At 48.7% G+C, this 24,091-nt stretch carries 18 protein-coding genes; 7 read left to right on the top strand and 11 right to left on the bottom strand.

Translation table 11 applies throughout. The features are described from left to right. Positions 1-24 precede the first annotated feature (24 nt). The 3 genes from BTA35_RS04445 to BTA35_RS04435 all read right to left on the bottom strand — a co-directional run bounded on the left by BTA35_RS04445 (position 25) and on the right by BTA35_RS04435 (position 3,096). Positions 25-1,254, bottom strand: a complete 1,230-nt coding sequence (locus tag BTA35_RS04445) for an EAL and HDOD domain-containing protein (RefSeq protein WP_077243183.1) — start codon at positions 1,252-1,254, stop codon at positions 25-27. A gap of 94 nt (positions 1,255-1,348) precedes the next feature. After that, positions 1,349-2,563, bottom strand: coding sequence for an EAL and HDOD domain-containing protein (locus BTA35_RS04440; RefSeq protein WP_077243182.1), 1,215 nt, complete (start codon positions 2,561-2,563; stop codon positions 1,349-1,351). Between the two features lie 92 nt (positions 2,564-2,655). Beyond that, positions 2,656-3,096, bottom strand: coding sequence for a DUF2383 domain-containing protein (locus tag BTA35_RS04435; protein WP_077243181.1), 441 nt, complete (start codon positions 3,094-3,096; stop codon positions 2,656-2,658). A 310-nt stretch (positions 3,097-3,406) separates the two neighbouring features. Between BTA35_RS04435 and BTA35_RS04430 the strand changes: the two genes are divergently transcribed. Genes BTA35_RS04430 through BTA35_RS04420 form a run of 3 tightly spaced genes read left to right on the top strand, consistent with a single transcriptional unit; the run spans position 3,407 to position 6,529 of the window. Beyond that, positions 3,407-4,417 (top strand): ABC transporter substrate-binding protein, encoded by a 1,011-nt coding sequence (locus BTA35_RS04430; RefSeq protein WP_160055090.1) that lies wholly within the window; start codon positions 3,407-3,409, stop codon positions 4,415-4,417. Continuing rightward, positions 4,414-6,258, top strand: a complete 1,845-nt coding sequence (locus BTA35_RS04425) for a sensor domain-containing diguanylate cyclase (protein ID WP_077243179.1) — start codon at positions 4,414-4,416, stop codon at positions 6,256-6,258. Before BTA35_RS04430 ends, BTA35_RS04425 begins: the two co-directional genes overlap by 4 nt. Then, positions 6,224-6,529, top strand: a complete 306-nt coding sequence (locus BTA35_RS04420; RefSeq protein ID WP_077243178.1) for a diguanylate cyclase — start codon at positions 6,224-6,226, stop codon at positions 6,527-6,529. Before BTA35_RS04425 ends, BTA35_RS04420 begins: the two co-directional genes overlap by 35 nt. An 84-nt stretch (positions 6,530-6,613) precedes the next feature. Here BTA35_RS04420 and BTA35_RS04415 read toward each other — a convergent pair whose 3' ends face one another. The 3 genes from BTA35_RS04415 to BTA35_RS04405 all read right to left on the bottom strand — a co-directional run bounded on the left by BTA35_RS04415 (position 6,614) and on the right by BTA35_RS04405 (position 12,809). After that, positions 6,614-8,323: a cation:proton antiporter domain-containing protein gene (locus tag BTA35_RS04415; RefSeq protein WP_077243177.1), complete on the bottom strand. Its 1,710-nt coding sequence runs from the start codon at positions 8,321-8,323 to the stop codon at positions 6,614-6,616. A 306-nt stretch (positions 8,324-8,629) separates the two neighbouring features. Further along, positions 8,630-9,523, bottom strand: coding sequence for a response regulator (locus BTA35_RS04410; RefSeq protein WP_077243176.1), 894 nt, complete (start codon positions 9,521-9,523; stop codon positions 8,630-8,632). Between the two features lie 139 nt (positions 9,524-9,662). After that, complete coding sequence (locus tag BTA35_RS04405; protein WP_077243175.1) at positions 9,663-12,809, bottom strand: ATP-binding protein; 3,147 nt, start codon at positions 12,807-12,809, stop codon at positions 9,663-9,665. A 405-nt stretch (positions 12,810-13,214) separates the two neighbouring features. On the opposite strand from BTA35_RS04405, the gene BTA35_RS04400 reads away from it, so the two are divergent. Together BTA35_RS04400 and BTA35_RS04395 are read left to right on the top strand one after the other, a co-directional pair. Continuing rightward, a complete protein-coding gene (locus BTA35_RS04400; protein ID WP_077243174.1) occupies positions 13,215-14,714 on the top strand; it encodes an alanine/glycine:cation symporter family protein in 1,500 nt (499 codons plus the stop codon). A 181-nt stretch (positions 14,715-14,895) separates the two neighbouring features. After that, positions 14,896-16,989: a methyl-accepting chemotaxis protein gene (locus BTA35_RS04395; RefSeq protein ID WP_077243173.1), complete on the top strand. Its 2,094-nt coding sequence runs from the start codon at positions 14,896-14,898 to the stop codon at positions 16,987-16,989. Between the two features lie 106 nt (positions 16,990-17,095). Here the strand turns inward: BTA35_RS04395 and BTA35_RS04390 are convergent, their stop codons facing one another. Together BTA35_RS04390 and BTA35_RS04385 are read right to left on the bottom strand one after the other, a co-directional pair. Then, entirely contained in the window at positions 17,096-18,283 is a 1,188-nt protein-coding gene (locus BTA35_RS04390) for a GGDEF domain-containing protein (RefSeq protein WP_077243172.1), read from the bottom strand. Positions 18,284-18,451: 168 nt separating this feature from the next. Further along, on the bottom strand, positions 18,452-18,904 hold the full coding sequence (locus tag BTA35_RS04385) for an Lrp/AsnC family transcriptional regulator (protein WP_077243171.1): 453 nt from the start codon (positions 18,902-18,904) through the stop codon (positions 18,452-18,454). 221 nt (positions 18,905-19,125) lie between these two features. On the opposite strand from BTA35_RS04385, the gene BTA35_RS04375 reads away from it, so the two are divergent. Together BTA35_RS04375 and rarD are read left to right on the top strand one after the other, a co-directional pair. Beyond that, entirely contained in the window at positions 19,126-20,202 is a 1,077-nt protein-coding gene (locus BTA35_RS04375; RefSeq protein ID WP_202931165.1) for a hypothetical protein, read from the top strand. Beyond that, positions 20,195-21,118 carry an EamA family transporter RarD gene (gene rarD / locus BTA35_RS04370; RefSeq protein WP_238377480.1) on the top strand — a complete coding sequence of 308 codons (924 nt, stop codon included), beginning with the start codon at positions 20,195-20,197 and terminating at the stop codon, positions 21,116-21,118. The genes BTA35_RS04375 and rarD overlap by 8 nt, the downstream gene beginning before the upstream one ends. A 4-nt stretch (positions 21,119-21,122) precedes the next feature. Here rarD and BTA35_RS04365 read toward each other — a convergent pair whose 3' ends face one another. The 3 genes from BTA35_RS04365 to BTA35_RS04355 all read right to left on the bottom strand — a co-directional run bounded on the left by BTA35_RS04365 (position 21,123) and on the right by BTA35_RS04355 (position 24,089). Beyond that, on the bottom strand, positions 21,123-22,289 hold the full coding sequence (locus tag BTA35_RS04365) for an MFS transporter (RefSeq protein ID WP_077243168.1): 1,167 nt from the start codon (positions 22,287-22,289) through the stop codon (positions 21,123-21,125). Positions 22,290-22,512: 223 nt separating this feature from the next. After that, positions 22,513-23,457, bottom strand: a complete 945-nt coding sequence (locus tag BTA35_RS04360) for a tetratricopeptide repeat protein (protein ID WP_077243167.1) — start codon at positions 23,455-23,457, stop codon at positions 22,513-22,515. A gap of 155 nt (positions 23,458-23,612) precedes the next feature. After that, complete coding sequence (locus tag BTA35_RS04355; protein WP_077243166.1) at positions 23,613-24,089, bottom strand: Lrp/AsnC family transcriptional regulator; 477 nt, start codon at positions 24,087-24,089, stop codon at positions 23,613-23,615. Positions 24,090-24,091 lie beyond the last annotated feature (2 nt).

Raw genomic sequence — 24,091 nt, 5'->3', positions numbered from 1 at the left:
GGAGCCTGAAGGCTGTTTTAGCCTTCAGTCTTTGCTCATCTCTGTGATCACGGTATCAGCCCAGTTCATGGCATTCATAAAGCAGTCATTCACTTCCGGTCGGTACCAGTCAGAAGCTTCCATCGCATCCCAGTCACCCTGCTCATAAGCAATCACCAGCTGTAGTATCTCGCCAGGAACACCTTTACCCTGTAACCCTTCAGCGATGGCAGGCTCCAGCCTCAGCATACTAGCCATCTCTTCAGCTTCCATGCCCAGTGCTAAGTGCAGATTGGAGAGTACGCCTACGGTGAAGCAGCATTGAATCTGGTCTAACTCATAAAAATGGGCGAGCTCCTCACAGGCTTTTGCCCGAACCAGAATGCCCGGTAGTTGAGAGCTGGTGCGGTAGGGGCTTTTACTCCACAGTAGCAGGCTTACCATAGAGCGCAGACGTTCCTGTCCCAGAAGAACTATCGCCTGATGGATACTTCTGATCTCTTTCTTGAACATATAACCGGCAGAGTTAATGTGGCGCAGCAGGCGATAAGTCATACCGGGATCTTTGACTATGGTGTCAACCAGCTGATTAACATCCATATCGTCTTTGTAGAGCTCCTGAAGAAGTTCAAGCAATACTTTCTGGCTGCTGTTAGCCTGATGCCCTTTAAAAACCTGAGGACGGGAGAGAAAGTAGCCCTGGAAATAATCAAAGCCCATGGCTTCCAGGTTACGATATTCCTGCCAGCTTTCGATTTTCTCAGCCACCAGTTTTACCGGATAAGACTTCAGAGTCCTGACCGTCTCTTCCAGTTCTTTCTGACTATACTGATGGGTATCCAGCTTGATCCATTGAGCGCATGGAATCAGCGCCAGGTTTTCCTCTGTCAGCACAAAGTCATCCAGCGCAATGGTATAGCCTTTACTGCGCAGGCGATTGAGTGACTCTATCACCTGTTTTGTCGGCCGCACCTGTTCCAGAACTTCCAGTACAACCTGACTGGTAACGCTGGGGAAGAGTTCATCCTGCTCCAGCCATAGCTGAGGTATGTTCAGGGATACAGGAAGGCCAGAGCCTAACTGACCCACTCCAAGATCCAGTAGTGCTGTTGAGTAAACCCGGGCACTGGCCTGCAGGTGATCCAGAACATCAGCATGGGTTGCTGTTTTACTTCGGCGGTAGAGTAACTCATAACCAATGAGATTCAGCTCCCGGTCTGCTATCGCCTGACGAGCCAGAAAAAATACGTCATCAGCATGGTTTAATTCAGGCACTGGGGTCTCCTGGTGGTGATCGGGTAATGGTACCGGAGAAACTGAAATTTCTCTCAGTAGGACTGTACTTTAACAATGACACTGGTATTTATCTTCAGATATTCTGCATCTCTTTTTCTGTTTCCTGTGCCCAGTGTTGTGCTTGTTGCATCAGTTCAGGTGTGTTTTCCGGAGAGAACATCTGATTCTGTTGCAGTATCTCCCAGTTAGCTTTTTCCCATTGACGCACAAAATTTAAAACTTCTGCCAGCGGCCCCTCGTCTTTCAGGAGCGCATTTTGCATCTCTTCCGAGAGTGAAAGACTCTGAATGAGTTTATCCAGAGGCTGATCCAGGGCGACATCTAACAGAGATAAAAAGCCCAGTGTGAAGTAACGATCTGAAGGAGCAAGTCCCTGTTCTTTCGCCAGCAGTTCGCAGGATTTAGCTCGGGTGAGTATCTGTGGCAAGACCGTATAAGCTTTATGGTCGTCTTTTGCCCAAACAAGAATGGCAACCAGGGCTCGCAAAGTCTCAGTGCCAATATAGATGACAGCCTGGTGCAGGCTATCGATTTTATTAGGCAGTTGGTATGCAGCGGAATTGACAAACTTGAGCAGCCGATAGAAAAGTGTCGGTTCCTGCTCTATCACCTTTTCGATCTCCTGAATGCTGCTTTTGTCATCAAATAGAAGCGTCATCAGTTTAACCAGCATAATACGGTTTGTGCTGTTTTTCGGGGTATCCAAAAGCTCGGGTTTACCCAGAAAGCTGCCTTGGTAAAGATCGAATCCGGCTGCTCGAACTTGCTCAAATATCTGCCAGCTTTCAATCTGTCCGGCCATTAAGGTAACGGAATAACCTTTTAGCTCTGCGTGAAGGTGTTTCAGATCGCTTGGCATCAGCCTCTGGCAGTTGATTTTTACGATATCAACTTCACTTAAAAGGGCTTTTCGGGGATCACTGATCGTGTAATTTGTTAGGGCAACCTGAAACCCTTTACTGCGAATGTGATGCAGCGCATTCAGTGTGATGGGATCAGGGGGAATATCTTCAGCGAGTTGAAGTACAAGCCGATCCTTAATCTTGGCAGCAGGAAGTGTGCTGGCATTGGGTAACCAGGCCTTGGTGATGGTTAACAGCACTTTACCGCTTTTACCGGCTTGATCAAGCCCGTAATCCAGGAGTGTAAAGCTGGCAATTTTGGCACTGATCTCTAAGGAGTTGGCCGTATGTTGAGTGTCATGGTATGCCAGCTCAAACCCGCGGCGAATAAGGTCGCTATCGCAAAAGGTGAGTCGTGTGATGCAAAGCTGGTTAAGAGAACCCATGTGATCACTCCGTGGCTATGTTCGTATTTTCCCTGATCATATCTGAATCTGAAAAAGATTCTATACAAATGTATCTTTTTGTTTCTCTCTATTCAGACTGATTGCTGAAACTGTTTTATCTGGTCGAGTTGCTCTGCCAGATGCTGATGCAGTATTTTTAGTTGCAGGTTGATACTTTCAGGGTAGTCAAAGCTTTCGCAGCGTGCGACCAGGCTGATTAACTGACGTTCCTGTTCTGCTCTCTCCTGAAGCATCATTTCCTGCTCATCGAACACCAGGCTTTTAAGCTTGCTCCACAGGTGGTTAAAGTCCTCGCGTTCTGTATCTGCTGCACGGGGGCGCAGGGAAAGCTCTTCTTTTATACGTTCTTCCAGGGTGTTAACCAGCTGCGTCCGTCGGTTCATCGCATCGTTGAATTCCTGAGCGATCTCTGCGCGGTGTAAACGTTGAAGGTTATCCTGATAATCATCCAGTGATTCATGCAGTGCTTCTAACAGATCAGAAACAGCTGTTTGAGCTTCATCAAGCAACATAGTTAAGCCTCAGGCCTGTAAAGATTTATGCGCATTATGACTCTAAACAGTGGAGGTGGCTATGGCTCCCTGAGAGTGGCAGATTGTTTATGGCAGCAAAATAGTCAGAGGTATTTGCAGCCCTGTCGCCAAACTGGCAATTGTGTGTTTAGAATGGTTGGTCTCTCAGGTAAGTCTTGTGCGCACTTTATGTTCCATCGGCCAATATATCGGTGTGTTGAAGGCTGTTTTTTCTGTTGATTTACTGGCTACGTATTTGCTGTAAAAGACGAACAGAATGATGCACGACCTGCAAAGGTGATTTATGAAGGTGTCTTTACCGTTTTTTTCTGTCAGGCCGCTGGTAGGTTTTGGCCGTCAGGTTGTTATGGCCATATTGCCTGCTTTTTTATTTCTGACACTTCTTTTTCTTCAGGGGTGCGAACAAACGCACCCTCCGCTGAAAGTTGGCACCAATATCTGGCCCGGTTATGAAAGCCTTTATATTGCCCGCGATAAACAATTTATTAACCCGGAGCAGGTGTCTCTGACAGAGAGTGTTAATGCTACACAGGTTCTGCGTGCATTTAAGGCGGGTCAGCTGGACGTGGCTGCATTAACAATGGATGAAGCCCTGACCCTGCAGGCTAGTGTTCGGGATCTGCGGGTGATTGCGGTAATGGATTTTTCCCATGGTGCAGATGTACTTATTGCTAAACCGGGGATTAAGACGCTTCAGGAGCTTTCCGGTCGTACCCTTATTGTCGAGAAAAGCGCTGTAGGCGCTATTATTATGCAAAGTGCTCTGGATAAAGCGGGCCTGGAAAAATATGAAATTTCTGTTCGCAATGCCCCGGTCAATGAGCACCTGAAGCTGTGGCAGGATGAGGCTGTTGCCGGAGTTGTTACCTTTGAACCTTTTAAGTCGTTACTGACACTGGAAGGTGGTCATGTACTCTTTGATAGCAGTGAGATACCGGGGAGGGTTATGGATGTACTGGTTGTGCATGAGGAAACAGCCCGAAATAGACCAGATCAGTTACGCCACCTTCTTGCCGGGCATTTTCGCGCGTTGACCTTTATGGCTGAAAACCGGGCTGAGTCTGCGAGTATTATGTCCGAGCGTCTGAAAATACCTCCGTATCAGGTATTGAGTAGTTTTGAAAGCATCCGTATCCCGGACCTTGAGGAAAACAGAAACCTATTAGGCGAATCCGGGGGATTTAAGCAGCAGATATTTCAGCTTAAGCAGATGATGCTTAACACCGGCTTACTGAGCCAGAAGATCAGTATTGGTGATGATTTTCTGACGGATAGTTTTTTACCCAGGGCTGATGAATGATAAGACTGAATAACTGCTGGCGGCTTACCCGTGGTCTGACAATATTGATCAGCCTGATTTTGGTCACGTTAGTGATACTTGATCGTTGGCTGGAATATAAATATACCTTGGTTCCCCAGGAAAAATCCCGCCAGCTACAGCGCCTCAATGAAAGCTCCGCCCGAATGTGGCAAACGATATCGGACCTTATGTTGGCTGATAACCGGGCTGCCACTGAAGGTTTTATCACCAGTTATTCTGCCAGCACCCCGTTCAGGGCGATTGCTCTGATTGATGAGGGGCGTGTCTTATTGGCTAATCAGCTCTCATTAAAAGGTTCAAAAGTCGGGGATATCAGCTGCTATCGGAGAACCTGGGTTAGTGAGGCTGTAACTGAATCTTCTCCTGTCATTGTTGCCCATCCCAGTCGTGAAAATCACCTTTGTTCTGTTATGCCGGTCACAATGCTTGAGCGCAGTACCTCTCTGCGTCCGGAACGTCTTGCCGCTCTTGTGGTGGAGTATGACATGTCCCCGGCGATGACGGCGTTAACGCAACAGGTTTGGAATCCTCAACAGTGGGTTCGCTTACTGGCGTTTGCTCTTCTGGTTGCCTTTGTCATTACGCTGATTCTGAATCATTTCATTGTTAAACCGTTAAACCTGATCAGGTTGCGGATGCAGGAGTATGGCCAGGGCAATGCTCTGGCCCGGGTTGAACTGGAGGGTAGCTGTGAACTGATGGAGGTGGCAGAAAACTTCAATGAACTTATGACTCAGGTAAGTGAGGCTGAGCAAGAGGTCCGACGCAGTGAGGAGCGCTGGATTAAGGCTCTGGATGCTGCGGGTGATGGTGTTTGGGACTGGGATCTGCGCACCAATACGTTGTTTTTTTCCAGTCAGTGGAAACGGATGCTGGGCTACCAAAGCTATGAAATCGGAGACACATTCGAAGATTGGTCCGGTCGGGTTCACCCTGATGATCTGGATAAGGCCCTAAGATGCGTCGAAGCTCACCTTGCGGGCGATACTGAGGTTTATCGTGCCACCTACCGTATGCGTTGTAAAAATGGTGATTACCGATGGTTTATGGATCGGGGAATGGTATTTGAGCGCGACAGTGACGGCAAAGCGCTTAGAGTCACAGGTACTCACTCTGATATCAGTGAGCAAAAAAGAACTGAGGCTGCGTTGAAAGAGAGCCAGCAACAGTTCCAGCTGGCGATGCAGGGATCAAACGATGGCCTTTGGGATTGGCGTTTGAGGGATAACAGTATTTATTTCTCTCCTCGCTGGAAGGGGATGCTTGGGTACGCTGATGATGAATTGGAAAATAAATTATCAGTATGGGAGGGCCTGCTCCATCCGGATGATTTACTCGCCGCCCGGGAAGAGGCTGCCCGTTGTGTGACCGGGAAAAAAGATCAATATGAAGTTGAATTTCGGCTGCGGCATAAGCAGGGGCACTGGGTTTATGCCTTATCCCGGGCCATTGCCCTGAAAGATGAAAATGGCCACGTGGAACGCCTTGTGGGTACTCATATGGACCTCACTGAAATCCGTGCAGTCCAGAAGCAGCTGGAAGAAAGTCGGCATCAGTTAAAAAAACTGGCCTTCTATGACGCCTTAACAGGTTTGCCAAATCGCCGTCTTCTTGAAGAAAATATGACCAGGCAGTTAGCTGACAGTCAGGCAAATCATAAGATCCTGGCGGTAGCTATGATGGATCTCGATGGTTTTAAACAGGTTAATGATACTCATGGTCATGATATAGGAGACGAGTTACTGCAGGCTGTTGCTGACCGGCTTAAACTCTGTATGCAGGAACATGATGATATCGCCCGTCTGGGGGGGGGGCGATGAATTTGTACTGCTGTTTTCCGGTCTTACTGAAACTGAAGATGCGATTGTTGGCCTTGAGAGAGTTGTTACCGTTATAGGGAAGCCTTATATCATAGCGGGCCATGAATGCCGGGTTACCGCCAGTATCGGGGTGGCTTTTTTTCCTGATGATGCCCTGACCGGAGATATACTTCTGCGTTATGCCGACCTTGCCATGTATCGCTCTAAGCAAGCCGGGCGTAACCAGTATAGTCTTTATGCTGCCTATATGAGCGATTTTGACACTGAATAGCCACTGAGCACTGACTGAAAGAGCACTGAAAATATTCAGTGCTCTTTTAAGTGGTTATTGTGCTTTTCTGCTTGGGGTCAGAGGTTAGTTTTTATCCGTTATAAGTACCTGATAACCGTCCTCACGAACGGCATCCAGTAAGGTGCTTACTTCGTTCTCTTTCACGTTGATCATCTTCAGTGCTTCTCCCCCAAGATGCAGGCTGCTTTCCAGTGCTTCAGGAAAGGCGCTATTGGCTCCCGCCTCAATAAGCTCGTTACAGGATGCCAGGTCACGCGCCCGTGAAATAATAGGCACGTTAGGATAGTCCGTACGGATATGCTGAATAGCCCGTAGCGCTGAAGGTGTATGGTCGATGGTCATAACAACCAGTGAAGCCTCATGCATATGTGCTGCCTCCAGCAGGTGATGATCACCCACGTCCCCATAGTAAACTGGCATACCCTGTTCCTGGCCTTTGGCAATATGAGTTGGATTGGTGTCAAAGGCGATATAGGGGACGCTACGCTCTTCCAGTAAGGTTGCGACAGTATAACCAACACGACCAAAGCCACCGATAATTACCCGGCCCTGGCAGTTTTGCACCGGAATTTCAATCTGAGGGGTATCTTCTGTGTTTTTCTTGCCGGAGAGCATGTGATTCAGCATATCTGCGGCTTTCAGTGCCAGGGGCGTGACAACCATAGAAACAGAAATAACACCAACAGCCAGAACAAAGGTTTCATCACTGATAACCTGCAGTGCCTTGGCGGAGCCAAAAAGGACAAAGCCAAATTCACCGCCCTGAGATAAGAGCAGTGCAATACGGATCGCTTGTTGACGAATATAACCAAACGCTATTGCCAGACCCAGTAATACAATAAATTTAAGTATTACGATAACAGCAACGTGTTGCATAAAGAGCAGTGGTTTCGATGCCAGAGCACTGATATCAATTGACATACCCACAGCCACAAAAAAGAGGCTCATCAGCATGCCTTTATAGGGTTCAACCAGGGCCTGAACCTGCAGGCGATATTTAGAGCCGGACAGCAGCATCCCCATAATAAAGGCACCCAGAGCCATGGAGATACCGGCATGGTGCATTGACCAGGCCGACAGGAAGACCGCCATCAGCACAACGAGAAGAAAGCCCTCTTTGTTACCCCGCTTTGAAAGTGCATCCAGGGTCATCGGCAGAATATAGCGGCCAAAAACACCGATCAGTGCCAGCATCCCGACGACAGTACTGAACTGCTGCCACATAGGAACTTCAGAAGATAAGCGGCCGGTTTGAGAGAGAATCGGTACGATTGCTAACAAAGGCACAATGGCCAGATCCTGCATCAGCAGAATAGAAAAAGCAGCGGTACCGTGACGACTGTTGATCTCTCCGCTTTCCTGCAGTATCTGCAGAACCATGGCAGTGGAGGAGAGCGCAAAGGTCAGGCCGATGAGAAGGGCGCTGGTCCAGTGAGGCTCAAAGAACAGAAAATAAGCCGCAATGACGGCACCGGAAAGCAGAATTTGCAGTAAGCCTAAACCGAATACCTCGCGCCGCATCGACCAGAGCCGTGCAGGCTTCATCTCCAGGCCGATGAGAAACAGCAGCATTACCACACCGAGTTCTGTGAAGTGGCGGACATCTTCTACTTCTGTTGTGATTGCCGGGCCAAAGGAGTGAGGACCGACAGCAATCCCTGCCACCAGAAGGCCCAGAATAGAGCCAAGTCCAAAGTGTTTGAATACAGCAACCGCAATTGAAGTTGCGATCAGAACCATCAAAGCTGAGGTAATAAATGTGTCCAAGTGCATTCGCTTGTTCCGTTATTTGCGATGAGCGTGATGTCAATCCAAAAGGGTGACGGGGTCTGCTGAAGGTCAAATCCAAAGGTTCAGCGCCGAGTTTACTGGCTGGGCGTTGCGTTTTTATTGCGCCAGCTATCAGCTGGGTCGCCGGTCAGATTGACGGGAGGAATAAAGACGAAAAACAGATAATGCTTCAGAGGCTTACAGATGGGGTTGTATCTGTTCTCACGCCCGGTGCCAGCACGGTATATCTGATACCGGCACCTGAGCATAACCCGACAAATCGCGGGTATATTAGCCTAACCAGCGGAATTATCCCAGTTGAACCATCGCGACAACACGATTGCCATTACCCTGATAATCGATCGTATCGAAGCTTATTCTACGGGCCATTGCAATTCCGCGACCGTGCAGGTGAAAGACACGGTCAGGTTGGATTTCCAGGTAGGGTTCCCAGTTGAAGCCGTTACCATCATCGGTAATGGTTAACACAATGCGGTTGGATTCTTTGCGATAACTGACGTGCACCCGGCGTTCTTTATATTTCGGGTCTCTCAGTCGCTTTTCCACTTCTTCATGCCACTGGCGGCTCATTAACAGAAGTGTTTTCTCTTCATAGCTGATATTCAGATTGCCATGTTCGACAGCGTTGACCAGTAACTCCAGGAGGCCTGTTGCAACCTTTTTGGGTTCAGGGTAAATCTGGCTGAGTGCATTGGTCAATAAACGAGCTTCTGGCAAAGTGCGCAGTGTAAACTCCGCATGGCTCATAAGCTGCAGAGCCTGGGATGTTTCGTTCAGAGTCTCCTGCAGGGTGCAGAACTCACGATATTGGCTGGCAGCTTCATTAATAATGGGAATTAACAGCTCCCGTTGCAGAGGTTTAACCAGATAGTAATAAGCCCCTGCATCGATTCCTTGCTGAATACTTTCCTGATCTGATGCAGCCGTTTCTATTATGACGGGAATTCGCTGTAGTGCGGTGTCCTGTTTTAATCGCTGCAGAAACTCAATGCCATCCATACCCGGTAATTGGCGATCCAGTAAGATGACATCCGTCTGACAGGGGTTGTCCTGCAGATAGGTCCAGGCACTTTCAGCATTAGGCATAAGAACAACCTGAATATCTTCTTTAGCCAGAGTGTGCTCAATGAACCCGGCGATGATCTCTTCATCCTCAATTAAAAGAACCTGATAAGGCTTCATAGCTGCTCCTTACGCTGTTTAACTGTGTTGAAGAGACCTTGTTACAAAGCCTGTATCCGTTTGATAGTCAACAATGGTTTGTTATCTGCATACAGGGCTAGCTTCTTCAATGTGTTTATTACCTGATTATAGTTAGCTTCTATTTACCAGAATAGCCAGAGATAAATGCCAGTGTATTATTTAACGTATCAGAAATCGTTGGTAATATTTGCTTTGTGATCATTTCGTTCGTTTCACTTCCCTCCCGCAGCTTGTGCTCCAGCTGCTGGAGGCTGTACTCCAGTGCACAAAGGTAAAGACTGCCAGCAGCCCCTTTAACTTTGTGAGTCAGACCTTCGGCTTGCTTGCGTTTATTTGTCAAAAGATATTCGGTAATTTCCTGGCAGCAATGGCTGTACTGTCTTTGGAACTGTGTCAGAAAATGCTGCAGGGATTCTTCGTCACCCCAGTTTAGCAGGGCTGCTTTTTCGTCCATGATAGGGGGTTGCTCTGCCTGGGAGGCATGCTGTATCAAGGGTGTGGTACCTTGGTGCGGCAGGTATTTTGAGGCCGTGTCTGTTTTATTTTTCCCCTCAAGACAGGCTTTCAGGCAAGCGATAATCTGGTGAATGGTGAAAGGTTTCGTCAACACCTGATCTGCGCCATGCTCCAATGCTTGTTTATGGGCCGATTCAGTAATACCTGCGGTCAGGGCGATCACTGGGGTTTTCTGATAGGCTGGTCGTTGCCTAAGCTGCTTGATTGCCTCATAACCACTCATAACAGGCATCTGCAGATCCATGAGAATCAGGTCTGGTGGTGTTTCTACCATACTCTCTGCTTTACTCAGTGCGACGGCCCCGTTTTCTGCTAACACTGTCACGCCTCCGGCTCGCTCAATGATGCGCCGGGCAATATCCCGATTAAGGTCACTATCATCAACAACCAGAAGCGTTCGTCCCTCAAGGCAGAGTGATGCTTCGGTCCCTGCTTGCTCTGTATATTCTGACGAGTCTTCAGAAACGGCTTCCTCTGCCAAGGGCAGGCTTAAGGTAAAGCTAAAGTTACTGCCTTTACCCGGTTGACTACTGAGCTCCAATTGACTTCCCATCAGATATACCAGCTGACGGCTGATGGTGAGTCCTAGGCCTGTACCACCAAATTTACGGGTTACAGAGCTATCAGCCTGGGTAAAAGCATTGAAGATAGCAGTTTGCTGTTCCGGCTCAATTCCCGGGCCTGTATCTGTGATACTGAATTGAAGGCTGATCTGATTTTGCTCTTTTTCCCGGGCATGAACCCTGATGCTGACGCTACCCTGGTCTGTAAATTTTATGGCATTACTGACCAGGTTAAGCAGTACCTGGCGGATACGGTGAGGGTCGCCAATCAGGCGTAATCTTTCATTGCCATCGCAGTCCAGCTGTAGCAGCAGATCTTTTTTATCTGCTTGAGGGCGGCATATGGAGAGTATTTGGGGAAAGAGATCCTGTAGCGCGAAAGGCGTTTTTTCCAGGCTTAATCCCCCTGCTTCAATCTTGGAATAGTCAAGAATATCGTTCACGATCAATAGCAGGTTTTCTCCCGCTTGCTGAATGTTTTTGCTTAGCTCTCTGGTATTTCCGGAACATGCCTGTTGCTCAGTTAGCTCTTGGTCGAGTAATTCACTCAGAACCAGAATGGCGTTCAGTGGTGTACGGATCTCATGGCTCATATTGGCCAGAAAGTCGGTTTTCAGCCGGGCCAGGCGTTCTGCATCTTTTCTGGCTTTTTCCAGGTGATGTGTTTTTCTGGCGTGGAGCTCGGTTATTTTACGCTCTGCTTGAACTCGACTGCTGATATCCTCCAGCGTTGCCAGAATATAGGTCTCCCCTTCATTTTCGTAGGGACTCAGGCCTATTTCGACATGAATGAGTTTTCCGTCTTTCCGAACGCCCTGCAGACTTTCGCCGTTTTTCATCATTTTAGGACGAGGGCGCGGATGGCTGAGGTACTGAGTGCGCTCTGTGACATGCTGTTTGCGCATTTTTACAGGAATCAGGTGCTCAATAGGCAGACCTGAGAGCTCAAAGGCGCTGTAGCCAAAGAGTTTCTCCAGAGCTGGATTCACCAGTGCGATATTGCCCTGGCTATTACAAACTAAAAGGGGTGTATGTGAGGCGTTAAAAATAACCCGGAAGCGCTGTTCATCTTCCCGCTGCTTATTAAGCTGATCTGCCTGCATCTGGTTCTGTAGGGCCAGGCTTTCTGCCTGCTGCTGTACTTGCTGGGCTTTGAGCAGCCGCTGCAAAATATAGCCACCGATAGCTGCTGTCAGCAGAAGTAAGAGCAAAGCACCACCCCAGAACTTCAGGCGCAGCTGGTTAATGACTTCGGGAGGTTGCTCAAGTAGCAGCCATCCCATACTCTGATTGTTGAATATTTGAGGATCATTATCCGGATAAACCGGGGCCCAGCTCCAAAGGCCTTGGTCCTGAATCCATTGGTTCTGACTGAAGCTGTGCATTCTCTGCCAGATATTAGGGTACTGTTTTTTGAAGGCTTGGCCATGGGGCAGCTGAAAGCCCCACTCCAAGGTATTATCCGGGTGCTGGAGCCAGTATCCCTGAGGGTTGATCAGTTGCATTCGGTCTGTATCGGACTCCAGAACCTGTTGCAGATCACTGAGATACTTTCGCATATCGATATTGATAATAATAATGCCCCGGTTTTCTCCGCTATCCTGAAGCGGAATGCTCATACGCAGGGTTGGGCGTATAGGGCGCTCTATGCTCCCTTGTTCAACATTAAGGTCCATTGGAGAGAGAAAGAGCCTGTTACTGCCGGCTAATGCCTGGGTGGCACGAAAATAGTAACGCTCCGATTTGTTTTGTAGCTGTACATCCCTGATCCGAATATACCCCCGGGAGCGATCCTGTGCGGGTTCAAGGCGCAAGCGTTCCTGCCCGGTCTCGTCTATCCAGCGAACCTGAAAGTAGTCTTTGTTGCGGCTTAATAGTGACGCAAAGCTACCTTCCATTGCTTTAAGATTGTCGGCGGGGTTTCTCAGGCTGTAGAGTACCGGAGCTTCTGTAATAAGGCTTCTGAGGTGGTCTTGTGGCGGCTGAAGGTTTTGCTGCAGGCTTTGGGTGCTTCGCTCCAGAAGCGATTGTTCATGCAAGCGAATCAGGTTTAGCTCGTTTTCATAAAGGATGCGGGTGATCAGGCTACAGACCAGCAAGGTTATGAGTGCTAGAGGCAGAAAAATACGCAAAAAAACAGTACGTATTTTGACCGGAGGTCTGTCCGTTTCTACCGGAGGATACATGCATCATTCCTTAACGGCGGAAAAACCGTGTACCTAAAGGGTCTATGGCAGTGAGTTTTAGTGTATCACTGGTTTTCTTCATCTTTATACCGAGTTATAAGTCTATTAATGAGATTCATTCTAGCTGAATTCTGAGGAGATTCTGTACTGTATCGGCATTATCTGTTTGTGTTGCAATAATTATTGCTGCTTTATCCTGTTTTGATTGTAGGGTTATTCTGTATTTTTCTTATTAATAGGTTTTTTGTGCCTGATAAGTCATAAAATCAGAGTGCTTTTCTGTTTCGACTTAGGTAAAATCTCTTTCTGGACTGTCGTCTGATAAACATGTTCCACGTGTAATTTACTATAAATCTAAGAACTAAAAAGCGCTTAAGCGCTTACCTCTAACGGGAGGCATTTTTAATGCAAGCATTTGTCGATTTTATGAACGGCATTATCTGGAGTCCGGTACTGATCTATCTGTGCCTGGGTGCCGGTTTGTTCTACTCTATTCTGACCCGGTTTGTTCAGGTCAGGCACTTTTCCGAAATGTGGCGTCTGCTATTTTCCGGAAAAAGCTCTGACAAAGGTATCTCATCCTTCCAGGCATTGGCTGTTTCGCTGTCTGGTCGGGTAGGTACGGGTAATATTGCAGGTGTTGCCGCTGCTATTGGCTTCGGTGGCCCTGGTGCCGTTTTCTGGATGTGGGTTGTTGCCTTCCTTGGTGCCGCAACAGCATATGCAGAATCAACTTTGGCTCAGCTTTATAAAGAAGAGCAGGATGGTCAGTATCGTGGTGGCCCTGCTTACTATATCGAGAAAGCGATGGGCCAGAAGTGGTACGCATGGATCTTTGCTATTGCAACGATCATGGCGTGTGGTCTGTTATTGCCGGGGGTTCAGGCGAACAGTATCGGTAATGCGGTAGAAGCAACCTTTGGTTCCGGTGCGATGATTCAGACAGGTCTGGGTGAACTGAGCTCTGCTAAGATCTTCACCGGTCTGGCTGTGGTTCTGGTTCTGGGCTTCATCATCTTCGGTGGCGTAAAGCGTATTGCACACTTTACTCAGATCGTTGTACCTTTCATGGCTCTGGGTTACATCATCATCGCAAGCGTTATCGTTCTGCTGAATATTGCTGAGATTCCTGCGATCATCGGTCAGATTCTGGGTGACGCCTTCACTCCAATGGCGGGCTTTGGTGCTGCAATTGGCTGGGGTGTGAAGCGTGGTGTTTACTCCAATGAAGCGGGTCAGGGTACAGGTCCTCACGCTGCAGCGGCTGCTGAAGTTGATCACCCTGCACAGCAAGGTCTGGTTCAGGCTTTCTCCGTATACATCGATACTCTGTTCGTGTGTTCTGCGACTGCCTTTATGATCCTGATTACGGGTGCTTATAACGTTCATGGCGTTGGTGATACCTTCCTGGTTCAGAACATTGCAGCGGATATTGCGGCTAACGGCCCGGTGTTCACTCAGATGGCGATTGAAACCACTATGCCTGGTTTTGGTAAGCCATTTATCGCTTTGGCACTCTTCTTCTTCTCCTTCACTACGATTCTGGCGCACTACTACATTGCAGAAACCAATGTGGCGTATCTGAAGCGTACCATCAATCTTCCGGGCCTGATTCTGGGATTGAAAGTGGCCATTATGGCGTCTACTTTTTATGGTGCTGTGAAAGCTGCTGATCTGGCATGGGGCCTTGGTGACGTAGGTGTTGGCCTGATGGCATGGCTAAATATCGTTGGCATTATCATTATCTTCTTTATGTCCAAGCCGACCATGAAGGTACTGAAGGACTATGAAGAGCAACAGAAAGCGGGTGTAACTGAGTACACGTTTGATCCTAAGAAGTTAGGCATTAAAGGTGCTACTTACTGGGAAAAACGCCTGGCTGAGAAAAAGCAATCAGGCAAATAACAATAAGCAAAACGACAGTCCGGTAAAGCCACAGGTTTTTTTGTGGTAGTTGATCAAAAGGCATGTACTCTGCTTGGGTGCATGCCTTTTTCGTTTGATCAGTACTGTTTAGCACAAATCTGGCAAGATCTATGCTATAGATATGTTCATTGAGCACATAAATCTTTAGTTGGGCTGTCTTATGAAAATAAAAACTCGCATCGCTATTGCAACAGGTGCCTGTCTGGCGCTTTCATCTATTCTTCTTCTGGGAACTTTTGCCTGGAAAAACAACGAGGTAGAACAGAGAACCCGGTCTATGGTTGTCAGTGAGTTAACTGAAAAAGCACTGGCTCAACTATCTGCTTCCGCTGTAGCGGAAGCCGGCAAAACGCAGATTAAGCTGAGCGATGCCCTTGCTGTGACCAAGGCCCTTGCTGATACGAGCGCCAGCTTTATTGCAGGCCAGGGTGCTGAAATCAGTCGGGAGCGCTTCTATGAATACACCCGTGATGTTCTTGCGCAAAATATGGACATCGTTATGGCTACCTATCTGGCGTGGAAAAAAAATGCGGTAGATGATGACTCGCTCCATAATGGTGCGCGGCATACCCATGAAAATGGCCAGTTCGCTCCTTATTGGTTTCTACAGGAGGATGGCTCTTTGGGGTATCGCACATTGGGAATGGAGAATGTCGAGGCTGCAATAGCTGCCGGAACCAGCGATGGAGATTGGTATAGCTGTCCGATTGAAAGCCGGTCTGCCTGCCTGGTGGAGCCTTATTCCTGGGAGGCGGGAGGAAAAACCATCGTTGGTACATCGATTACTATGCCTATTATTGTGCAAAACAGAGTGGTCGGAATGTCCGGTGTTGATATAGAGCTGAGCTTTCTGAAAACTTTGGTGGATAAGGCTGACCGCTCGCTTTACGAAGGAAAGGGACAGGTCTTTATGCTGAGTAATGAAGGCTTAGTGACGGCTGATTCTGATGACTCGCTGGAGTTGACTAAACCTTATACTGGTACTGAAAAAGAGTTTTTGTTGGCGAGTGTTGAATCGGGTGAGGCGGTAACCCGTCAGATCGGTTCCAGCTTTTGGTCTGTACAGCCCATCTCTCCAGATGGTGTTTCTACTCCGTGGGCCGTGATTATCCACCAGGATGCTGAGTGGGTTCTTGCTGGCGCTAAGAAGGTTGAATTATCGATGGTCAGCCAGTTCCGGGAAAGTGTGGTGACGACGGTTATTATCGGTTTTGTTGTCTCTGTTGCTGGTATTTTACTCTTAGTGCTTATTGCTCAAGGTATTGCAGCGCCTATCCGGAAAGGGGCTGAGATGGTTCAGCAGCTCGCTTCCCAGGATGGGGATCTGACACTTCGCTTGCCGACCGATCGCAGTGACGAAGTGGGGGATCTGTCCCGCAATATCAACGCGTTTATCCATAAAACTCACGACATTGTTAAAGATATCGCTTCTGCCATGGAAGATGTAGAGGGATCGGCACGCCGGGCGGCGGAGATCTCCGACAATAGTACTCAGGGTATTGAGAAGCAGCGGGCTGAGGTTGATCAGATCGCCACTGCAATCAATCAAATGTCGGCCTCTGCTGGCGAAGTGGCAGAGATTGCAACGACAACAGCCAATGCATCCAGTGAGGCTAAGGGCTCGGTGGATAACAGTGCGGGGAATGTGAACCGCAGTGCAGACTCTATCCGGCATCTGACGGATCAGGTTTCCAGTACATCGCAACTTATGGCCCAACTGGCGACAGACAGTCAGAATATTAGCCAGATTGTGGAAACTATTCAGGGAATTTCCGGCCAGACGAATTTGTTAGCATTGAATGCGGCTATTGAGGCTGCTCGGGCTGGTGAGACGGGTCGTGGCTTTGCTGTTGTGGCCGATGAGGTTCGAACACTTGCATCAAAAACACAGGAGTCCACTGAGGAAATTCAGGCGCTTATTGACCAGTTGCAGCTACGTGCCAAAGAGGCTCTGGAAGCGATGCAGCGTGGTAATGCTCAGTCTGATGAGTGTCTGCAGATGGCAGAGGAGGCTTCCACGCATCTTAATCAGGTCGTTGGTGCCATTGCTGAGATCGATAATATGACCACGCAGATGGCCAGTGTGGTGGAGGAACAGCGGGCCGTAACAGAAGATATTACCCGTAATATCGTTAATATCAGTGACGAAACCAGCCTGGTCGCAGACGGAGCCATTGCTGCAAATCAGGAGAGTCAGGCTTTGTTAGCGTTGGTTAAGCAGCTGGAGTCTCAGTTGAGCCGCTTCCGGTACTGATTTTTTTGAAGATAGTCACTGATGCGTCTGTAGCATAGTACAGCTCCTGAAGTCCGCTTATTCAGGAGCTGTTTTCTATGCTGGAATACCAGAATAGTATGTTGTTTTAGTTGGCTTTAACCCGAGCGTTCTGTGCAGGGAAATGGACTTCACTACCATCTGGGGCAACACATTTGGCCCGACCGGTTTGTTTTGCGTGGTAAAGGCGTTTGTCTGCAATATCCACCAGATCCTTCCAGCTATGTGTATTGTCTTCGTGTTGTTCAGATAACCCTATACTGGCTGTAACCGGTGTGCCGTCCGGCAGAGTTGCCAGACCACGGTTCATAAGGCGACTGACAACATTCTTGGCGGATTCGGAATCCGTATGTGGCAACAGAATCAGGAACTCTTCTCCTCCCCAGCGGATCGCGGCATCACCACGACGGATGCTTTCGCTGAGTGTTTTGGCTGTTTGCCGCAGAACCTCATCCCCGGCATCGTGCCCCAGGGTGTCGTTGATCCCTTTGAATTTATCCAGGTCTAAAAAAAGCACCGAGAAGTTGGATTGCTGGAGGCCTGTCGCCCGAAATAGTGACTCCATAATATCCATACCTGCCCGGCGGGTCAGTAGTTTGGTCAGACCGTCATAGCTGGCTTTTACCATCTGAGAGATCAGATAGCGTACCTGCTGCAGGGAAGAAAACATGGAAACCCCCAGAATGACCAACAGTAGCCAAAGCTGAGCCAGTAGCATATTCAGGTCACTGCCCTCACTGCGATAGAGGCCTATGCCTGATAAAATGACCAGAACAAGAGAGAAAAGAGAGAACTCTTTCAGTGTTAATGGAAAAAGGGCCAGGGATGCGATCACGACATAAGGAAGCAGGCCGTAGAGGCTCATCAGGGTCGTTGCCATACCTGTCAGTTCCGCTGATGCAATCAGGGGCGTGCTGAGCTGGTAGAAGAGTGTTGGAATCATCAGCATGACCATCAGACTTGTTAGTGCCCGCTTCATACCTATGCGTACTTTTTTTGTGATATAGGCCAGAATAAAAAAGGCACCACCGGATGCCAGGCGCATGGCAACGAAAGTCAGAGCGATCTCAGTCGGAAAATAAATCAGGTCGAGGATACCCCAGGCTGGCACGACAATGCCAAACAGCACAGCGAAGGGGAAAATACGACTGGCAATAAGATCTGCTCTGTGCTGTCGAATAATCTCCTGATGGCCCTTAGCGCTGACCAGGTCAGCAAACTGTTCCTTAGAGTTGACGCCAAAAAGTTGGTAGATCGATTGTATCAGTGTATCCACTATGCCTTCTTCCTTGGGCGCGCTAATTCTTTTTCTTGCGCGCCTGTTAAGTCGTGGTGAGTGAGTTGAGGAGGTAATGTAATCAGTTAAGGAGGCGGGGCAAAGGGACGTTTTCTGTTAGATAGCAATCCATTGCTATATGTCAATAGGATTATAGTGCGGTCAGAATCAAAGCTCGATGGCGGTGCGGAACTTCTCTCGTCTCAGGGAGATCAGGGAACGAAACTTTCTCAGGTAGCGGTTGCTGGCCAGCTCCCGGCGAGCGAAGGCTTCATAGGTCTGCATATCCGGCACCAGAACCACCAGAACAAAGTCCACTTCCCCCGTCACCTGATAGCACTGGGTGACCTCCGGGCATGCGCTCATCTGACGATTGAAACTGTCGTAAACATCCAGCGTATCCCGATCCATCTCTACTTCAACAATGACATTGATCCGGTGTCCTACAATCTGAGGACTGACGATGGAGACATCAGCCATGATGACACCGCTCTCTCTCAGTTTTTTGACCCGCTTCAGGCAAGCAGGGGCTGATAAACCAACGGTTTCGGCCAGTTTCTGATTACTGATGCGGTTGTTTTTTTGTAATAGGTTGAGAATCTTTTTATCGATACGATCCATCGGTAGATCTCGCCAAGGTTAATAATATTTCTTATGGATGTGTTTTTTTCTAATTCTAATATCTATTTTGGAAGAAAAAGAAATATTTCTTCGCTTTTACAAAGATAAAAGAAATTTTATAAAAATAAAGCGGAGTAAACTGGCTCCCTCTCCGGCACAGTTAACCCTGATCGGTTTCGTCCGGGAACAACAGATTCAGGCTTTGATTAAGGTATCGGTATATGGCGGTAACAGATCATTTCTCTTTTTTGCGGTGGTGGCAGGGGTTCCGGGGCAGGACGCTGCCATCACTGGGGCGTGAAATTTTTAATGTCAGTTGGATGCTGTTCAAGCTGATGGTCCCTGTTTTAATTGTCGTCAGGGTTCTGGAGGAGCTGGGAGCGATTCCGGTTATAGCCCGTGTGCTTGAACCCTTGATGACTCTGGTGGGATTACCGGAGGCGATGGGGTTGGTGTTGGCGACCAATTTGATCACCAATATTTATGCAGGGCTGATGGTCTTTTTTCAGTTAGTACCGGATTACCCGATGACCGTTGCCCAGGTGAGTATTTTAGGCGGTATGATGCTGGTGGCCCATAGCCTGCCTCTAGAGGTACGTATTGTGCAGATTGCGGGCGTACGTTTGATTGCGGCTCTTATCATGCGTTTGGTGACGGCGCTAATCTTCGGTGTTTTGCTGTTTCATATTTATGACTTTTTTAACTGGTTGCAGCACCCCGCTGAGCTGGTATGGCAACCCGAAGTGCAGCAAGTAACTCTTTCCGCGTGGGTTTGGCAGCAGCTCCAGAGCTTTGCCATGATTGTTTTGGTTATCGCCAGCCTGATCAGTCTGTTGCGTTTTCTGCGCTGGATACACGTCGAGCGTCTGATGATTTTCCTGCTGAAGCCTGTATTGCGCCTACTGGGTATTCGCCCGGAGGCTGCGAGTCTGACCATTGTGGGTATGACCCTCGGACTTTCTTTTGGTGGCGGGCTACTGATAGAGGAATCCCGCAAAGGGCATATCAATAAGAAAGATATTTTTGCAGCGATGCTGCTGTTGAGTGTCTGTCATAGCCTGATCGAAGATACCTTGCTGATTATGGTGATGGGTGCGGATATCTCAGCAGCGCTCTGGTTCCGCCTGATATTCAGCCTGACATTGGTGGCGGTTGTTACCCGCGCACTGCGCTATGCCAGTGATACATTTTGGCAAACCTACCTGGTGACAGGAACCGTGAGTGCCCCGCACTCTGCCCCTACTGATATCGCGGCAGAAACGTCTACTATTAACCATGAGGTCGCAGAACGTGGCTGAAGATAAAAATCTGCGCCAAGGCATAATCTTTGCCCTGGCTGCATATACTATTTGGGGAATCGCCCCGGTCTATTTTAAGTCTGTAACCCATGTGCCTGCTTTTGAGGTGCTGGTTCACCGGATTATCTGGTCTGTAGTATTTCTGTCGCTTTTTATCGGTTTTACCGGCCGTCTGGGGAAGGTGGTTGCGGTCTTCAGGCAGCCCAGGTTGCTGGGAGGACTGATGGTGACGGCTTTGATCATTTCTCTGAACTGGTTGGTCTTTATCTGGGCTGTAGCGGAAGGGCGCATACTGGAAACCAGTCTTGGCTATTTTGTAAACCCATTGATTAGTGTCTTTTTAGGAATGGTTTTTTTGTCAGAGCGGTTACGCCCGATGCAGTGGTTAGCACTAAGCTTTGCTGGCTTAGGGGTGCTTTATCAGCTCATTGAGTTTGGCAGTCTGCCCTGGGTTGGCTTGGTGCTGGCCTTTAGCTTTGGATTTTATGGTCTTTTACGCAAACAACTGGTGGTGGAGGCTGTACCGGGTTTATTTATTGAAACGCTGATCGTACTGCCTGTTGGATTGATCGCCCTCGGCTGGATGCAGTCTGATGGCTCGCTGGTTTTTGGTCACCAGAGCTTGCAAACCGACCTGCTTCTGGTAGTAGCCGGTCTGGTGACCACTTTCCCTTTATTGTTTTTTGCTGGTGCCGCCCGTCGACTGACGTTGTCGATGATAGGTTTTTTCCAGTATTTAGCACCAAGTATTACTTTTGTTCTGGCTGTCTTTGTTTATGAAGAACCTTTGGATAGCAGTAAGCTTGTGACTTTTGCTCTGATATGGTTTGGATTGTTGCTCTTTACCGGAGAGGGGCGTCTGGTTCGTTACCGGCAACGCCGACAGATAATAGGAGTTGACCCGGTTGAGAAGTAGTCTTCTACTCCGCCGGAGCTTTACTGCGGCTGTAGCAGACTATTGCAATGATGAGTATAGCTGCCAGGCTGGCATGGAGCAGGCTGTAAGAGTGAAAGTGCTTCATTAGCCAGCCGGACAGTGTCTGTAAAAGGCCTACGCCAAAGAAGCCGACCAGAGTCAGGTAAGCAATGCCTCTACCCATCAGTTGAGCCGGTATAAAACTCCGGCAATGGGCCATTAATAATGCATAGGTATAGCCAAATAGCCCTATCATCATCAGGCTGAAAGCAGCCAGAGGGAAAGGAGGGGAAGGCGTGCTGATTGGTATGATTGAAAGGATCAGGAGTAGGGTTCCGGCAATAATTAAAGATTTTCGCTGTCCTGTCTGACGGTCCAGAAAGCCATATAGGTACATACCCAGGGTCATCATCAATGACATGCCCAGTAGCAGATAACCTCTTTCATTCATTGTCAGAAGATATTCATCAGCAAGCCATGGCCCTGCCCATAGACCACGGATAGTCATCAAAGCGGCATAACCGGTCAGCACCAATGGTAATATCGGCCAGATTGCACGAATCAGAGCAACTCTGCCCATGCCACCAATCATTTGCGACAGGCTTTCCGGTGTACTGCCTTCAGCTTGCCGGTCCCGGCCAAGAAAGAGTAAGCAGGCCAGTGCTGAGCAGCTGGTAATGGCCAGAATAATCCACAAAGCACCTCGCCAGCCCAGAGTTTCAGATATAAAAGCAAAAGGAACGGTGCTGAAGAGATCACCCAGATTAGCTAATGTCAGTATCAGGGCTGTCATATAAGCAAAGTGCTCAGGGCTATAGCGCCGGGATATCACCACCATTGAACCTGTCATAAGAGGTGCGCAGCCAGCACCGATCAGCAGTTGGCCTGCGCAGGCCATCCAGAGTGTACTACTTGTCGCAAAAAGGGCGGTGCCTGATATTGCCAGTACCATAAAGCTGACAATAGTCAGCCGAGGCCCAAGTCTGTCCAATGCAATACCTACAGGTAGCTGAACTACGGCAAAACCAATAAAAAACAGCGAGGCCAGAGTACCCAGTTCATCCGCCGTCAGCTGCAGATCCCGGGACAGATCGGGTGCAATGACAGTGATAATGCTGCGATAAAGCATGCTGATAGCGGTGGCAAAAACCAGAGCAGAAAATTCAGGCATGGGGCTCACTGTTAATGGCGACAAGAGGTTTAGGGGAGAAGAGTATGTACACTAGCACAGTGCGAGCCGAAGGCGGAAGATTATCCGGCAGGCCTGTTCGGCCAGATGAGGGGCACTGCACTTTTTCCGCTTAGGTCAGCTTACCCGTTTAATAAAATCAGATGCCCCACGAGGAGCTGTCTGTGCTGTTTTTTTTGCTGCGCAGCAGAAGCATTCAATGGCACTACGGATATTTTGCTGTTTCAACAGTTGATTCCAGCTTTTTCTGGTATGACACCTGTAACCTTTGGTAGGGCTCGCAGGCTCTGGTGTAGCCGCTGCTACAAGCTGACTTGTACCACTTGCGTGATGCATCCAGATTGGGTTTTATGCGGGGGTAATGTTCGTACAATACTGCCAGATTATATTGGGCTACCAGCAGGCCTGCATCGGATGCTTTCTGAAGCCAATGAATGGCCTGTTCCAGGTTAACAGAGGTTCCAAGGCCATAGTAGTGCAGATAAGCGACAGCCAGTGAGGCTTTTGGGTGGCCTTGTTCGGCAGCCAGGGTGTGCCATCTTACCGCTGCCCGGTAGTTCTGCCTGGCTCCGGGGCCATCTTCCGATAACAGCCCCATTTCATACTGGGCTGAGCTGTGGCCTTTGCCAGCCGCTTTCTGCAGCCAAATCCCGGCTCTTTTCAGGCTGGAAGCTGTTCCGGTACCTTGCTTATACATCATTCCCAGTTGGTATTGAGCATCAGTCAGTCCCTGCTGAGCTGCTTTCCTGATCCAGCTGATCGCTTTCGCCTGACTGTAGTTCGGGTTACCTGGCTCAAGGTACTGCATACCCAGCAGATATTGCCCCTCCGGCAAATCTTGGTTTGCTGCTTTCTGATACCAGATGTAGGCCTGGTCGGCGTCATAATCTCCACCACGTCCATCTGCGTACAAGCGTCCCGCCATTAACTGTGCTCTGGCGTCACCTGCTTTGGCAGCTTTAAGGAAGGTGTTCAGGGCATGGGTATACAGCTCTCGCTCATAGAAGCGCATACCTTTGTCAAAAGATGCTTCGGTCTGGATGGGTAAGGTAAAAAGCAGTAGCAGACAGATCCGTTGCGAGGTTTTTTTAATAACAGTCTGAAAAGATTCAGAAACTGGGAGTGATGCAGGAAACTGCCGGGTTGACATGGAGGTGCCTCAGATAAGGAAGAACAATACCGATTTAATTGTAACTCTATGTAACGGCTTTGGGTATTAGGGATAACCCTATTTATTTTATGGGCTGGTTCGGATTTATCTTTGCAATACCCGGCGGCAGCTTGTAGGGCGCACCCCATTAATAATCAGCTACTGAGAAGGTGGGATTCGATATCTTTAACGCTTTCCATAACCGCATAAGTGCTGGTCTGCAGCACGAAGGGCAGGGTTGAGATCTGCTCCCCAAGAACTTTACGGTAATCTTCCATGCCACTGGTACGAACCTTCAGTAAATAATCGAAACCGGCTGCAATCATATGACATTGTTCCACTTCAGGAATTTTACGTACGGCTTCGTTAAAGGCGTCCAGTGCCTTGGTTTTGGTATCGCTGAGCTTAACCTGCACAAAGGCGATGTGGTTAACGCCCAGACGTTTCTGATCGACCAGAGCCACATACCCCAAAATAAAGCCCTGCTGCTCCAGCTTTTTCATACGTAACTGGCAAGGGGTTTTAGATAGACCTACCCTTGAGGCAAGCTCTGTGACGGTCAGGCGGGCATTTTTTTGCAGCTCGCGCAAAATAGCATGATCAATCCGGTCGAGATCATCTGTTCGTTTCATTC

This window comes from Oceanospirillum linum, from assembly GCF_001995095.2.
GTDB lineage: Bacteria > Pseudomonadota > Gammaproteobacteria > Pseudomonadales > Halomonadaceae > Oceanospirillum > Oceanospirillum linum.
This window is presented reverse-complemented; position numbering and strand designations above follow the sequence as displayed.

Coding starts and splice junctions, on each gene's coding strand:
- BTA35_RS04355 (WP_077243166.1), bottom strand. CDS start 24,089: ATGAAACGAACAGATGATCTCGACCGGATTGATCATGCTATTTTGCGC.
- BTA35_RS04415 (WP_077243177.1), bottom strand. CDS start 8,323: ATGCACTTGGACACATTTATTACCTCAGCTTTGATGGTTCTGATCGCA.
- BTA35_RS04385 (WP_077243171.1), bottom strand. CDS start 18,904: ATGGATCGTATCGATAAAAAGATTCTCAACCTATTACAAAAAAACAAC.
- BTA35_RS04420 (WP_077243178.1), top strand. CDS start 6,224: ATGATGATATCGCCCGTCTGGGGGGGGGGCGATGAATTTGTACTGCTG.
- BTA35_RS04425 (WP_077243179.1), top strand. CDS start 4,414: ATGATAAGACTGAATAACTGCTGGCGGCTTACCCGTGGTCTGACAATA.
- BTA35_RS04395 (WP_077243173.1), top strand. CDS start 14,896: ATGAAAATAAAAACTCGCATCGCTATTGCAACAGGTGCCTGTCTGGCG.
- BTA35_RS04360 (WP_077243167.1), bottom strand. CDS start 23,457: ATGTCAACCCGGCAGTTTCCTGCATCACTCCCAGTTTCTGAATCTTTT.
- BTA35_RS04440 (WP_077243182.1), bottom strand. CDS start 2,563: ATGGGTTCTCTTAACCAGCTTTGCATCACACGACTCACCTTTTGCGAT.
- BTA35_RS04405 (WP_077243175.1), bottom strand. CDS start 12,809: ATGTATCCTCCGGTAGAAACGGACAGACCTCCGGTCAAAATACGTACT.
- BTA35_RS04435 (WP_077243181.1), bottom strand. CDS start 3,096: ATGTTGCTTGATGAAGCTCAAACAGCTGTTTCTGATCTGTTAGAAGCA.
- BTA35_RS04410 (WP_077243176.1), bottom strand. CDS start 9,523: ATGAAGCCTTATCAGGTTCTTTTAATTGAGGATGAAGAGATCATCGCC.
- BTA35_RS04375 (WP_202931165.1), top strand. CDS start 19,126: ATGGCGGTAACAGATCATTTCTCTTTTTTGCGGTGGTGGCAGGGGTTC.
- BTA35_RS04365 (WP_077243168.1), bottom strand. CDS start 22,289: ATGCCTGAATTTTCTGCTCTGGTTTTTGCCACCGCTATCAGCATGCTT.
- BTA35_RS04400 (WP_077243174.1), top strand. CDS start 13,215: ATGCAAGCATTTGTCGATTTTATGAACGGCATTATCTGGAGTCCGGTA.